A 12,720-nucleotide genomic window follows, 5' to 3' on the forward strand; every position below is an offset into this window, starting at 1 on the left:
AGATTGGAGGTAACACTTTTTTCGCCAGGATAGGAAGGATTTGGTATTTAGTTATGGCTCGAAAAGAACGAATTCGTGAATTGGATCTGATCCGGGCCTTTGCATTCTTGGCTGTGGTTTATCAGCATGTCATTGGCGTGTATATCCGCGAGCCGGGACTGACAGAGCAAGCGTCGATCATCTACGGAATGTTGTTTCATTTGCTGAAATTCGCGGTACCAGCATTCATTTTCATAACGGGTCTTGTTTTGTTTTACAACTACTCTGAAAAAGTGAACTATATTTCCTTCACACGTAAACGGATCACCGAGATTTTGGTTCCGTATGGAATATGGTCAGTGGTCTATCTTTACTTGATGGGGAAGCCCTTGGGTGAGGGAGCAGCGTTCTTTTGGAATGTAGGCAAAAATTTCCTGACAGGGACATCCTCCTATCATCTGTGGTTCGTCGTGATGATTTTCCAGTTCTATCTTTTGTATCCGTTTTGGCAAAAAGTATTTGAACTTTTCCGCAGATTCGTAACAAGTCGCTTCCGTCTCGTTGTCGCTCTTGGTGTCACCGGATTAATTTATGGGGGTCTCATGTGGTTTTCAGTGCGGTACATCCCGGCGCACGGTTTTCGATTCGATATGAATTGGCTTGATACGTATTTCATCAAATACCGCGATCGAAATGCGTTCTATTATTTCTATTACTTTTTGTTCGGCGGCTTGGTCGCCTTCACATTGCCTGCATTTCGTGCCATTCTGAAAAGATACTGGCAATGGATCATCGTTTCGGTTGGTGTCCTGTACGCAGTCATTGGTTATGAGCTTTTCCGTGATTCAGGGCCAGGCCAAATCAATTTAAACGTAGCGACATCCTTAAAACCGTCCATGTTCCTCTATACGATGGCTTGCTTATTGGCTGTGTACGCTCTCTGCCTATGGATGAGTAAAAAGCAGTCCAAATGGACACATTGGCTAGGACTCCTTGGGAAATATTCGTACGGAGCTTATTTGATTCACGCGCTGATCTTAACGTACGTGATGAAGGTCTTACGCGAGCTTCAGCTTTTTCACACGGGCGTGTGGGGAAGTATGGTAGCATTCGTCCTATGCTCCATTCTTTCTTTTGTCCTATCATTTGGGCTTGGAAAACTGCCGTTTGGTTCCTGGCTGGTGGGGGCAGCAGAGAAAAAGGCAAGGAAGATCCCGTCCTCTCAAAAAGAATGGCAAAACGCAGGGTAATCGCAAGCCGTTTGGCCAGATGTAGAGAATGGCAGGAGGTTGAAGGGAGAAGCGGGTCGTCATGCTGTTTGCTTACATACAGTTAGCCTTGGCTATGGCCTTGGTCGGAAGCAACATCTCGATCGGTAAAGAAATTGTTTCCCATGTCCCTGTGTTTTTGTTTTCGGAGCTGCGCTTTTTGCTCGCGATCGTCATCCTATTGCCGCTGCTCGCTACGCGTGGAGAATGGAAAACGACTTGGAGCCGTGAGGAAGGCAAGGTGTTATACTGGCAGTCGTTCTTCGGCGTGTTTCTGTTTAGTATTTGCATGCTGTACGGCGTTCAGTGGACGACTGCTACTGCAGCCGGTATCATTACGAGTACGGTACCTGCCTGCATCGCTTTGTTTTCGTTCTGGATTCTCAAGGAAAAATTACACGCCAATAGCTTAGTGGCGATCGGTCTTTCAGTGGGCGGCATCGGCTTCATTACGTTCACAGGAAGCGGAGGGGAGCAAAACTGGGTAAGCATGCTTGGTAATTTGCTCGTATTTTTTGCAGTCGTCAGCGAAGCGCTTTTCACGATTTTCGCCAAAAGACTGTCTGGGAAAATTACGCCTTTCCAAATGACGGCTGCGATTAATGTCATTAGCTTTGTCTTGTTTCTTCCATTTGCGATCTGGGAAAGCTTGCGGTTTGACTGGAGTGCCGTACCTGCAAATGTATGGTGGCTTCTTGTGTACTATGCGATTACGGCAAGCATCTTATCCTTCTTTCTCTGGTACAAAGGAGTGGAGAAGGTGGAGGCTTCCAAAGCGGGCTTGTTCACCGGAATGATGCCGATAAGTGCTGCTCTCGCGGCTGTCTTTTTCTTGAACGAAGCATTTACTTGGATGCATGGAGTGGGGATGATCCTGGTGCTCGCCTCCATTTTTGTCGGTACACAGCAGCCTCGTCATATACGTAAGTCGATTGAAAGCTGATAGAAATAGCATGATGGAAAGGTCTCGGAACCCCCGTATTGATACTTCGTGGGTATCCGGGTCTTTTTTTTGGAAAAAAAACGAAAAGCGCCCTGACACGAGGTCAAGACACTTTTGCAATAGAGCTTGGTCTGTTTATTTGGTCAATGCATTTTCCAAATCTTTCACACCGCTGTAGACCAAATCGAACAAGTCCGCAATATTTTTTTCTTCAATGCAAGAGAAGGCAACGCGCAAATCGGTTTGACCGAGAGCGATTGTACCGACCCCATACTGTTCCAGCAAGTGCTGGCGCAATGTTTCTGCTTCGACAGTCTTTAGCTTGAGGCACATGAAGTAGCCGGAGTTGAATGGATAGTAAGTCCACACATCATCGTATTTACCGCTGTCGAGCACTTCCTTGACGCGGTTGGCACGGCCTTTCAAAATATCGAATTTCTCCTGCTTCTGTGCTTTGTACTCCGGAGCAGTGATTGCGTGAAGAACGAACGTCTGGGAAGGATGTGATCCGCTGGAAAGAGTCGCGCGGATGATTCCCATTGTCTTCTGCTCCAAAGCGCTGAGCAAGTCGCTGGATGGGGATGCATACGTAATGAAACCAACACGGAAGCCCCATACATAATCCTCTTTGGTAGCCCCATCTACTTTTACAGGCAGAATACGAGGGTGAACGTCGCACAGGCTAGCGAAGAGAGATTCGTGCATCGAATCCTCGAAGAACAAGCCGAAGTACGCGTCATCTGTCACTGCAACAATGTTGATTCCCGCTTCAGCGCCTTCTTTGAGTGCAGCGATGATTTGTTTTCCTTCCTCAGGACCTGGTGTGTAGCCAGTTGGGTTGTTCGGGAAGTTGAGTACGACGATGGCTTTGCCTTTGTCTTTTTGTGCGAGAATCGCATCACGCAAACCAGAAGCATTAAATTTCATCTCATCGTTATACAATGGGTAGTAGACCATTTCTGCACCACGGCGAATCGAAAAAGTAAGCTCGTAGTTTTCCCAGTTTTTGTCCGGGATGATGACACTGTCGCCGGTGTCAGCGAACAAGTCAGATACGATGCTCAGACCATGCGTCAATGCGTTTGTAACGATTGGGTTACTAAACGTATAGTTAGCCAGTGCAGGCTGTTCCTCGATCATTTTTTTACGCCATGCTGCACGCAGCTCAGGCTTTCCAGCTGGGGGAGCATATTCGTAAATGTCTTTTGGCTGGTAAGCAGAGAGGTTATCCTGGATGACCTTAAGGTGCATCGGTTGACCGTTTTCCAGTGCAATCCCGATGGTTGCGTTGTACTTTTTCGCTTTTGCTTTCGCTTCTGCCGACTGGCTGAGAATCCCCTCTTTTGGGAAATAAATCAGCTTGGCGATATTGGACAGCATTTCATATACGTGTGGGTTTTCGCGTTGGATGGTTTCGTTCAGCGTTGATGCCAATGAGTGCATGGTAGCCTCCCTCTTCAAATACAAACATCTATCTTTACCAATAAAGATAGCGTATCTACATGCATTTGTCACCCTTGCACAGCGGGATATTTCAGATTTTGCGAGGTTCCTTTTGACACCGAAGACCTAATTTGCTACTTTGATATCGAAAACTGAGTAATGCGGGAGGGAGAAGGAAATGGCTGAACGCATGATCGTTCGCCTGGGGGACCCTATCTTGCGTGAAACGTCAAAAAGAGTACCATCCATTACCCCGCAGGTTGAAAAAATTTTGGATGATATGGCCCAAACGATTTACGCTGCGAAAGGTCGAGCAGGCTTGTCTGCGATCCAGATTGGCATCCCGAAGCGTTTAGTTGTGATGGATTGCGGCAGCGGCTTGATTGAACTAATCAATCCGGTATTGACGGAAAAATCAGGTGAGCAGGTAGGGCAAGAAGCTTGTCTTTCGATACCAGGTGTTTTTGGACTCGTTCGTCGGGCGAATTATGTCAAAGTTCAGACGCTGAACCGCCAAGGAGAAACCAAGACAATCGAAGCCGAAGATTTCCTTGCTCGGTGTGTTCAGCACGAGATGGACCATCTGGAAGGAATCTTGTTTATTGATCATACGGAAGAGCTCTACTCAGCAAGAACAGGAAAAAAACTGAATCGCAAGGATTTGCACCGGATACAAGCGAAAAGTAGGAAATAAACGGAGCATAAACAGCGAGGAGATTGACTCATGAAGCGTTGGAACATTATGTTAACGGGTTTTGGAACAGTTGGACAGCAGGTAGCCAGACTGCTGGAGCAGCGACGGGAGCGGTACCGCGAGCTATATCAAGCGGATGTCAGACTCGTGGGAGTCGTTCGTTCGGCTTCCGGCCTCTATGATGAGAACGGAATCGATTCAGGAAAATGGGCAGAATATGCTCATACAAAACAAGTAAGGAACCCATCGTGGAACGCGCTGGAATTTATCAAGTCAGCTCAAGCGGATGTGCTCATTGAGGCTGGTCCATCTGAAAAAGAGGGAGGACCCGGTCTTACTTTTATTCGTTATGCATTGGAAAATGCTATGCATGCAATCGCGATTTCAAAAGGTGCACTTGTTGTCGATTATGCTGGCCTAGCCGCTCTAACCAAAAAACATGGCACCGTGTTGAAAGGGAGTGGAGCAACAGCAGCAGCTCTGCCGACGATCGATCTATTGCAGTATAACTTGGCAGGCTGTGAAGTGAAACGAGTCGAAGGTATTTTTACGGGAACAACGAACTTCGTGCTCACAAAAATGATGGAAGAGGGACTCACCTGTATAGAAGCAGTCGAGCTCGCTCAGAAGTTGGGGATTGCCGAACCGGATCCTTCATACGATATCGATGGTTGGGATACAGCTTCAAAGCTCACGATCTTGGCAAACGCCGCTTTTGGCGCGCAACTAAATCTAACTGATATCGCACGCGCAAGTATTCGCGAAATAACCTCGTTACAAATCGAGACGTGGAAAAAGCATGCGAAGATTCCCAAGCTGATCGGAATTATTCAAAAGGAAGCGAATGGTACGGTTTCTGTAGCAGTTGAACTGTGTGCATTGGATTTAACCCATCCATTTGCATCCGTATCAGGTACGACAAAAGCCATACGGGTAGAAACAGATGTCATGGGGGATTTATTGGTTGTTGGAGGAAAATCGGACCCTGTCGCGGCAGCAGCGGCTGCCTTAAAAGACCTTGAACATATCATTAGCAGATAGCCTAAGTTGCATGTGCTTCCAATGTTCCTTAGGAATGAGTTGTTTACAACGGCGAGCATACTAGGGATGCACCACCAAAAACGGCGAGGGGGGCCATACGGATGAACCAATCGTCTGATGTTAATGCCGAGCTGCAGCAAGTATCTGCTTATCCAACCAAGCAAAAAATGCATCAAAAGAACGTCGCTTTGGTAAATGAGCAGGATAGCTGCTGTTGTACCCCCAAAAACCAGGCATCCGAAACACAGCAGGAATAATGCCTACACGAAAAAGCCGGGTCTCGATGAAGAGACACCGGCTTTTCGTTTCGTGCAAAGCGTTTTATCCGATAAATTCTTGTACCCAGTAACCATTTGTGAAGCCTACACCAATTTTTGTGAACGCAGGATTCATAATGTTTTGGCGGTGGCCTTCACTGTTCATCCATTGTTGCATGACTTCTTGTGGACTTTGTTGACCCATGGCGATATTTTCACCTGCAGTCGAGTACTGAATGCCATACTGCTTCATCATGTCAAATGGGGAACCGTAGGTTGGGCTGTTGTGGTCAAAGTAGTTGTTAGCAGACATATCTTGTGCTTTTGCCAACGCTACTTTGGACAATGCTGCATCCATTTGAACAGGATTGAGACCTGCTTTGGCACGTTCTTGGTTCACCAAATCCGCGACTTGTTTCGCAAAATCACCCGTTTTTCCTTGTTCCACTTGATTTGCTGGAGCGGCAGGTTGAGTAACGTTTTTGCTAGGTTGCGCTGGTGCAGCTTGAACTGGTGCTGGTTGTAATGGTGTTTGTTGCACTGGAGCTTGTTGTACGGGTGCAGGTTGGTAAGATCCTGGTTGAATCGGGCATGGTTGTACAGGTGTAGCTTGTCCTTGCTTAACAGGTTGCATCGGCTGTACTGCTTGTTGCTGGCCAGGAACAAAGCCTTGTTTTTGGAAAAAGTTCATGAACTGTTGTGCATTTGGTGCTTTTTGGAATTGTCCCATATTTTGACCCACATTGAATTGGAATTGTCCGTTCTTCAATGGGCAGTTAGAAGCTGCGGAAGCAGAAGAAGCAAACCCTGTCAAAGCCAAGCCCAGACCAAGAGTCATCGCGATTGTAACAGAACCAAAACGTTTCATAAAACAAATCTCTCCTTTTTTTTGCCTACGAGGTTAGTTGTCGGATTCGGGTTGAGGAAACAACCCTACGCCAATTCGGCGATTCACCCCATGTGGAATATCTCATCCACAAAAAAGTCCCCCGCACTTCCTTTTCAAAGAGGAAGTCTCGGCTTATTTCGTTTGGCATGAACAACAATATCAGACAATCCCAATCGAAATAAAGGAGTAATATATGGCAAATAGCTAGAATCGTTGATAAATTAGGCTCATTTCGGTTCGTTTGATTGTTCCTTCCATGCAGTTAAGCCGCCTTCCAATGCATTTGCATGAAAACCATGCTCACGAAGCAGAGCCGCAGCTTTTTGAGCTTTGTTACCTGTTGTACATACGGTAACGATCTGCACATTTTGCGCGAGTTTTTCGGTTTCTTCATCGAGCGGCTTGTCCTGTTCTTTCATTAGAAGATAGGGAACGTTTCGTGTCGATGCATTTTCGTGAACGAGACTACCGGTGATAAATTTCTCGACGTCGCGTACGTCCAATAAAAGTACAGGCACCTTCTTTTTAAGCAGTTCAGATAATTGAATCGTTGTCAACGTATGATTTTGCAATGTAATCCCTCCTACTACTATTGTAACAGAGTACTGCTTCGCCAAGTATAAGGCTGAACGGTTGCTTTTATTGGACAACCATGGTAGAATGAGGTTGCTACTTGAAAAATTGATACCTAATCATTCATCGAGGTGTTTGTATGCTGATGGATAACATTTTTGAATCCCCGATTCACACTGGCGCGGTCATCGGAGCCGCAAGGATGGAAGAGAGGAAGGGCTTTCATTGTTTTAGGTTTTCAAAAGGTTTAGTTTTTATTTTGCAGTTCCGTCCTATGACATTCGCATATTTGCTGAGTAAGTAAAATTCACATATCATGAAGGCGTATCATCGCACATGATCTGGTATTTCTTCATGATATGTGAGCTTTATTTGCTTCGGTAAATATGACTAGCATATTCAAATTGAATTTTTGGAGGTTTTTTTAAATGCAAACGAACGGAACAGTAAAATGGTTTAACGCAGAAAAAGGTTTCGGTTTCATTCAAGTAGAAGGCGGAGACGATGTATTCGTTCACTTCAGCGCAATCCAAGGTGACGGTTTCAAAACTTTGGACGAAGGTCAAAAAGTTCAATTCAACATCGTTCAAGGCAACCGTGGCCCACAAGCTGAGAACGTAGTAAAACTGTAAGTCTCCTTTTAAAAAGTGAAACTGTCCTTTCGAGGGCAGTTTCTTTTTGTTGTAGGACATAGAAGTAAAAAGGCGTTGGGGTCGTCCCCAGCGCCTTTTCCTGGATGCGAACGGATAAAAAAAGGAACTATGGCGACCCACCATAATTCCTCATTTTCTTCCTTCAAGATAGTTAAATACAAGTTTCGATTTCGACAGTTTGGAATTGACTGTCAAGAACGGTAAGACCAACAACTTGACCGCCGCCGATAGAAGTACGGCCATAAGTGGTGAGAAGGACATTTCTGTTGTTTTCTGCTACGGTAAGGCGCACTTCATAGTGGAAAGAAGCGGGGACCAGTGCATTGAAAGCAGTGCGAGTATTCGCAGGGATAAATTGCGTGATGTCAAGCAAGGTGCTAACTGGATTTGTTTGCGTAACTGCGTTACCCCAGTTCAATACTTGCACACGTACTTCAACCTCTTCTGTGTTCAGATTGACCAGGTCGAGGTGAGCGGTGAGAGCAACAGCGAGGTTGTTTTGCAAAATACCAGTCGTTCTCACAGTATTTCTTCTTGGGCGTTTGTGACCTTTTCTTTCAGTATGACCTTGATCGTCGTCGTGTTCGATTTCAGACATCCATGTTCACTCCATTCTTGTGTAATCTAGTGGGACAATAATACGATATTGTTTCTTGACTTGATTTGTAACGGCGAACGTAAGGGGACGAGTAACTATTTTTGATAGAGGACGGTGGAGGGTTTGGGAGACATGCCTGCATGCAAACAACTAGACTATACAGCTCGGTTTGATTGGGGATACGAAGGGGTGGAACAGGTCGGGGTAGCATCGGATATGATCGTTATTATCGATGTACTCTCCTTCAGTACGTGTGTCGATATCGTAACGGGACGTGGTGGTATCGTCTATCCTTATCAGGTAAAGGATATGTCAGCCGTTGCATTCGCCAAACAAAAAGCAGCGCTACTCGCTGGAAAACGCGGAGAACCACTCTCCCTTTCACCTGCCTGTCTGAAAACGGTTCCGATGGGAAGTAGATTGGTGTTGCCGTCGCCAAACGGATCGACCTGTACCGTGTTGGCGAAGAAAACAGGGGCGAGGGTAATCGCCGCGTGCTTGCGAAATGCGTCATCTGTCGCCAGATATATACAGCAACAGAAAGGAACCGTAACGGTCATCGCTTGCGGTGAACGGTGGGGAAATGGAGCGTTGCGACCCGCTATTGAGGATATGATTGCGGCAGGTGCGCTGCTTCACGAATTGGAGGGGTATCAATTGTCACCAGAGGCCGAAATAGCGGTGGCAGCCTTCCGATCGGCCCAAGATCATCTTCCCGCCTACTTGCATAAATGTGCTTCCGGCCAAGAACTGATCAGCATGGGGTACCCGGAAGATGTCGCACTTGCAGCGGAATGGAATCAAAGTGGCACAGTTCCGGTGCTTAACGATGATTTTGCGTACGAAGCGCTTTAGTCTATTCGCATAAAGAATCCCTCATTCGGTAACCATGGTTATGAACTACACATGAGAAAAACTGGACAGGGAGGATTCATATGGATGACAACAGCAAGTCCATCAGCAAGTCAGAAGAAAATATCCTGACAAATCGTCAAGGCCATCCGATTACAGACAATCAGAACTTGCGGACAGTTGGAAATCGCGCGCCATCCGTTCTGGAGAATTACGACTTTCTTGAAAAAAATCACACATTTTGATCGGGAAAAAACGCCTGTGTTTGTTCGGTTTTCTACGGTTAATCATGGGACACATTCGCCCGAGACATGACGCGATCCACGTGGGTTTGCGGTGAAGTTTTATACAGAAGACGGGAACTGGGATCTGGTTGGCAACAACCTCAAGTTTTTTTTTCATCCGGGATGCCATGACGTTCCCTGTGGCTGTCAAGGAAGCCGAACAGAAGTCCCGTCCGTCCATGCCTTACTAATTACCCGAGTCAATAACAGACTGAATGAACAGCGGAGCTTTGCCGAAGCCAAGGTAAAGCTCTTTTGTTGTATCCGGTTGCAATTTGACTTAACAATCAGTAGGCTAAAACGTATGGGATCGATTTGCCAAAGGAGACGTCATTCATGTCAAAAGATAAGAAAACACATCAACATATTGTAGATGCAGCCTTTCAATTATTCGCGGAGCATGGGATTGAAAAGACGAGTCTGACGATGATTGCTACAGAAGTAGGGATCACGAAGCCAGCGATCTACTACCACTTTGCATCAAAGGATGCTCTGCTCGATTATTTGTTTGATCAACTGTTTGGAAACTATACATTCTCTCATTTTTTTACGGTTACAGATTTTACAGCTGACAATTTCGCCCAACTCCTTATCGAAACTGGGTTGAAGCTATTACCGAGCGAGGAAGAGGATTATGCCTTTTTACGTGTCTTCAATCAATTTCTACTATCTGTCAGTCAAAAAGAGAAGTACCGTGACAAGCTGCGGCTGATGCAAGAAGATTTTTTGCAGGGCTTTACTTCCTTATTGGAACGAGGGGTAGAGTTAGGTGTCGTCACGTCTGACCGTATCGTAGCAAAAGCTCATATTCTTGCACTCGTCCTTGATAATATCAGCAATTACATGCTGATGGGGATTGAGCTAGATCAGAGGGATATCTGGGCGGAAGCAGTAAGAAGTGTGCTAAAGTAATCGAGAAAACAGTGACGCAATCTGAGTTGCCATCGTCTTACAATTATTTACATTAGACGATGGCGAGGAGATTCCTGATGGTACGAAGAGAGAAATGGGTAACACTGTTGAGCTATACTGCGGTACTCTCCCTATTGACAACGGGTGTGGTCGTTGCTGCATCCCCTGCGATGGCAGGTGCCACAAAACTAGAAGCATCGGTTGGCACGGCAGGCAATACCGAGGTGAAGCTACAGGCTTGCAGTCAAGGTGACGCGAAAGCGGATGTCTCGGACATAACTGCGAAGACTTGGAAATCATTGGAGAATAAGCCAGTGCTGGAAGCGATTACTGCTATTGCAACAGGCGTCATTTTTGATGGAGCAGGTTTTGGGTGGAGGCCAGGTATTTCGTATGCCTTCACAGAGGATGGGCAAGTGTGGAAATGGGGCTTTCAATCTGACAATAAGTATGAACCGCACAAGCTAGCCGGGATCAAAGATGCCAAGCAAGTCATGACGGATTATGTCCTCACGAACGCCGGTGAAGTATGGCAGATCGATGAGAAGAAAGCACCAGAAAAACTGGCAGGTCTGGATAAAATCAAGAACATTCAGCAGCTCGACCATGAAGACGGTGTCCTCTTTTTACTAAAAGAAGATGGTACTGTACTGAAATGGGAAGAAGGAGCGAAAGCAGCAGAAAAGGTGACGAAGCTCTCAAATATCCGTGACATGTATAGCTCAGCCTTTTCCTTGTTTTTAGTAGATGACCAAGGGAAGCTTCTTTATCTCGATGGCAAATCCAGAGGGCTGAACACAGAAAATCTGCAGGTATTGGATATCCCAGGGAAAGTCAAACAGGTAGCCGTCGATTATACGGATCGCGCCTTGATCCAAACAGAGAAGGGCGAAGTGTACAGCTACAATACAAAAGAAAATGAAAAAGTAGTGCGTGCTGCGCATGCAGATGGTGCAACGCGGATGGCAGTTGGTGGAGAAGGATTGTACTTGGTCGCAAAAGCGGACGGAACTGTTTGGGGCTGGGGACATAATACACTTGGAATGCTCGGTGCGAACCTGGAAAATGAGCTCGAGGAGCCTGTCAAAATAGCGGGTCTTTCTGATATTATAGACGTAAAAGCGGGCACCGACCATGTGATTGCTCTCGATAAAAAAGGAAACGTCTATTCATTTGGCAGCAATATGACGGGACAGTTGGGGCGAATCCCTGTTACCTTTGATAAATGGACAGAATTGGGCGAATTACGTGACGTAAAACAGGTAGTAACTGAGCTGGATCGTCCATACTTCGTTCGTAAAGATGGTTCTGTATGGAGTTTTGGCGCGGATCGAGTGCCATATGAAGTGAAAGGACCTACGAAAGTAAAAACAATGGATAGCATCAAGGATTCTCCGGTTACCTTGAATGAAAACGGACAAATCCAGTTGTGGACTAGTAAATTTAGTAGCTGTGAAACCTTGGCGTTGCCTTCTCGCATCAAAGATTTCGTTGGTGGGGAGGCACATCTCTTGTTGCGTACGGAAGATGACCAATTCCTGACAGTCGAATTCCGTCATGATTTGGCAGAACGCGGAGGGGTATATGTCATCACGAACTTGCGCCCACAAAAAGTGGAAACCCTCCAAATTGATTCAAAATTGGCAGCGGATGTGACCAAGCTTTATGCCAATCTTTATACGTTTTTTGCTGTGACGAAAAATGGTCAGGTATTGTACGCAGAACGGAAGAGTGATGATCCGTTCACTTCATTTGTGCAGGTAGCTGGTTTGGAAGGCATTCGTGAGCTTGCACCTGAGTATTTTGTCCGTTATACAAAGGATATCGCATCAGTTTGGGCGATCAATGATGCTGGCAAGGTTCAGGAAATTCAGGTTTACCCTGAGGGAAAAGGAAATGACGCAGGGGCTATCAAAGTGAAGCTGGAACCCAAAACGGAAGAAGACATTGCCATGATAAGCGGACGTTTGCGGATTACTAAGGATGGACAAATCTTCGAACACGAATGGGAACCGCTTCAAAAGCAAAAAGTGGCTGCTCCCGTTAGACTGATTTCCTCCTCGTACGACTATGCGATCGAAGGACCAGGCTCGCATTATCATGTACTGGTCACCGAAGATGATAAGATCGTATTCATTGGCGATAATCCATACGGAAAAGGTGAGCTTCAACCAGATATGGTCAGACAATAAAAGGCTGGAAGAGATGGCACGGTGGGAGCATTCATTTCCACTGTGCTTCTTTTTTTTCTTTTTTAGAAGAGGTGGAAAAAGATGGTTGACAATCGAAATTTACAATTGTAATATTTTAATAGAAGTTGAATTTACATTTGTA

General features: G+C 45.9%; 13 protein-coding genes, 1 pseudogene and 1 riboswitch. Of the genes and pseudogenes, 10 read left to right on the plus strand and 4 right to left on the minus strand.

Translation table 11 applies throughout. The features are described 5' to 3' along the window. Nucleotides 1-53 precede the first annotated feature (53 nt). Complete coding sequence (locus tag E8L90_RS08010; protein WP_137028764.1) at nucleotides 54-1,229, plus strand: acyltransferase; 1,176 nt, start codon at nucleotides 54-56, stop codon at nucleotides 1,227-1,229. Between the two features lie 61 nt (nucleotides 1,230-1,290). Further along, the gene (locus E8L90_RS08015; RefSeq protein ID WP_137028765.1) at nucleotides 1,291-2,190 is read left to right on the plus strand and encodes a DMT family transporter; all 900 of its coding nucleotides are present in this window, start codon (nucleotides 1,291-1,293) and stop codon (nucleotides 2,188-2,190) included. Between the two features lie 135 nt (nucleotides 2,191-2,325). Here E8L90_RS08015 and E8L90_RS08020 read toward each other — a convergent pair whose 3' ends face one another. After that, nucleotides 2,326-3,633: an aminotransferase class I/II-fold pyridoxal phosphate-dependent enzyme gene (locus tag E8L90_RS08020; RefSeq protein WP_137028767.1), complete on the minus strand. Its 1,308-nt coding sequence runs from the start codon at nucleotides 3,631-3,633 to the stop codon at nucleotides 2,326-2,328. 178 nt (nucleotides 3,634-3,811) lie between these two features. Here E8L90_RS08020 and def point away from each other — a divergent pair, with 178 nt between their 5' ends. From def to E8L90_RS30240, 3 genes are all read left to right on the plus strand, one after another. Beyond that, nucleotides 3,812-4,327 carry a peptide deformylase gene (gene def, locus E8L90_RS08025; RefSeq protein WP_137028769.1) on the plus strand — a complete coding sequence of 172 codons (516 nt, stop codon included), beginning with the start codon at nucleotides 3,812-3,814 and terminating at the stop codon, nucleotides 4,325-4,327. A gap of 30 nt (nucleotides 4,328-4,357) precedes the next feature. Beyond that, nucleotides 4,358-5,368: a homoserine dehydrogenase gene (locus tag E8L90_RS08030; protein ID WP_137028771.1), complete on the plus strand. Its 1,011-nt coding sequence runs from the start codon at nucleotides 4,358-4,360 to the stop codon at nucleotides 5,366-5,368. A gap of 101 nt (nucleotides 5,369-5,469) precedes the next feature. Then, nucleotides 5,470-5,625 carry a hypothetical protein gene (locus E8L90_RS30240; protein WP_167497589.1) on the plus strand — a complete coding sequence of 52 codons (156 nt, stop codon included), beginning with the start codon at nucleotides 5,470-5,472 and terminating at the stop codon, nucleotides 5,623-5,625. Between the two features lie 64 nt (nucleotides 5,626-5,689). Here E8L90_RS30240 and E8L90_RS08035 read toward each other — a convergent pair whose 3' ends face one another. Together E8L90_RS08035 and E8L90_RS08040 are read right to left on the minus strand one after the other, a co-directional pair. Further along, nucleotides 5,690-6,493 (minus strand): CAP domain-containing protein, encoded by an 804-nt coding sequence (locus E8L90_RS08035; protein ID WP_137028772.1) that lies wholly within the window; start codon nucleotides 6,491-6,493, stop codon nucleotides 5,690-5,692. A 7-nt stretch (nucleotides 6,494-6,500) separates the two neighbouring features. Beyond that, nucleotides 6,501-6,657, minus strand: a riboswitch (cyclic di-AMP (ydaO/yuaA leader). Between the two features lie 84 nt (nucleotides 6,658-6,741). Next, entirely contained in the window at nucleotides 6,742-7,086 is a 345-nt protein-coding gene (locus E8L90_RS08040; protein WP_244297178.1) for a rhodanese-like domain-containing protein, read from the minus strand. Between the two features lie 429 nt (nucleotides 7,087-7,515). Between E8L90_RS08040 and E8L90_RS08045 the strand changes: the two genes are divergently transcribed. Then, the gene (locus tag E8L90_RS08045; protein ID WP_007729289.1) at nucleotides 7,516-7,719 is read left to right on the plus strand and encodes a cold-shock protein; all 204 of its coding nucleotides are present in this window, start codon (nucleotides 7,516-7,518) and stop codon (nucleotides 7,717-7,719) included. A gap of 172 nt (nucleotides 7,720-7,891) precedes the next feature. Here E8L90_RS08045 and E8L90_RS08050 read toward each other — a convergent pair whose 3' ends face one another. Next, complete coding sequence (locus E8L90_RS08050; RefSeq protein WP_137028776.1) at nucleotides 7,892-8,338, minus strand: hypothetical protein; 447 nt, start codon at nucleotides 8,336-8,338, stop codon at nucleotides 7,892-7,894. A gap of 132 nt (nucleotides 8,339-8,470) precedes the next feature. Here E8L90_RS08050 and E8L90_RS08055 point away from each other — a divergent pair, with 132 nt between their 5' ends. From E8L90_RS08055 to E8L90_RS08070, 4 genes and pseudogenes are all read left to right on the plus strand, one after another. Next, complete coding sequence (locus E8L90_RS08055; protein WP_137028778.1) at nucleotides 8,471-9,193, plus strand: 2-phosphosulfolactate phosphatase; 723 nt, start codon at nucleotides 8,471-8,473, stop codon at nucleotides 9,191-9,193. Between the two features lie 80 nt (nucleotides 9,194-9,273). Next, a pseudogene (locus E8L90_RS08060) lies at nucleotides 9,274-9,614 on the plus strand (catalase); the annotation flags it as partial. 196 nt (nucleotides 9,615-9,810) lie between these two features. Beyond that, nucleotides 9,811-10,386: a TetR/AcrR family transcriptional regulator gene (locus tag E8L90_RS08065; RefSeq protein WP_137028779.1), complete on the plus strand. Its 576-nt coding sequence runs from the start codon at nucleotides 9,811-9,813 to the stop codon at nucleotides 10,384-10,386. A gap of 77 nt (nucleotides 10,387-10,463) precedes the next feature. Continuing rightward, complete coding sequence (locus E8L90_RS08070) at nucleotides 10,464-12,578, plus strand: RCC1 domain-containing protein (protein ID WP_137028781.1); 2,115 nt, start codon at nucleotides 10,464-10,466, stop codon at nucleotides 12,576-12,578. Nucleotides 12,579-12,720 lie beyond the last annotated feature (142 nt).

The organism is Brevibacillus antibioticus (assembly GCF_005217615.1).
Taxonomy (GTDB): Bacteria; Bacillota; Bacilli; order Brevibacillales; family Brevibacillaceae; genus Brevibacillus; species Brevibacillus antibioticus.

Bases quoted from the DNA above. Each gene is read 5' to 3' on its own strand.
- E8L90_RS08010 (WP_137028764.1), top strand. From the start codon at position 54: ATGGCTCGAAAAGAACGAATTCGTGAATTGGATCTGATCCGGGCCTTT.
- E8L90_RS08015 (WP_137028765.1), top strand. From the start codon at position 1,291: ATGCTGTTTGCTTACATACAGTTAGCCTTGGCTATGGCCTTGGTCGGA.
- E8L90_RS08020 (WP_137028767.1), bottom strand. From the start codon at position 3,633: ATGCACTCATTGGCATCAACGCTGAACGAAACCATCCAACGCGAAAAC.
- def (WP_137028769.1), top strand. From the start codon at position 3,812: ATGGCTGAACGCATGATCGTTCGCCTGGGGGACCCTATCTTGCGTGAA.
- E8L90_RS08030 (WP_137028771.1), top strand. From the start codon at position 4,358: ATGAAGCGTTGGAACATTATGTTAACGGGTTTTGGAACAGTTGGACAG.
- E8L90_RS30240 (WP_167497589.1), top strand. From the start codon at position 5,470: ATGAACCAATCGTCTGATGTTAATGCCGAGCTGCAGCAAGTATCTGCT.
- E8L90_RS08035 (WP_137028772.1), bottom strand. From the start codon at position 6,493: ATGAAACGTTTTGGTTCTGTTACAATCGCGATGACTCTTGGTCTGGGC.
- E8L90_RS08045 (WP_007729289.1), top strand. From the start codon at position 7,516: ATGCAAACGAACGGAACAGTAAAATGGTTTAACGCAGAAAAAGGTTTC.
- E8L90_RS08050 (WP_137028776.1), bottom strand. From the start codon at position 8,338: ATGTCTGAAATCGAACACGACGACGATCAAGGTCATACTGAAAGAAAA.
- E8L90_RS08055 (WP_137028778.1), top strand. From the start codon at position 8,471: ATGCCTGCATGCAAACAACTAGACTATACAGCTCGGTTTGATTGGGGA.
- E8L90_RS08065 (WP_137028779.1), top strand. From the start codon at position 9,811: ATGTCAAAAGATAAGAAAACACATCAACATATTGTAGATGCAGCCTTT.
- E8L90_RS08070 (WP_137028781.1), top strand. From the start codon at position 10,464: ATGGTACGAAGAGAGAAATGGGTAACACTGTTGAGCTATACTGCGGTA.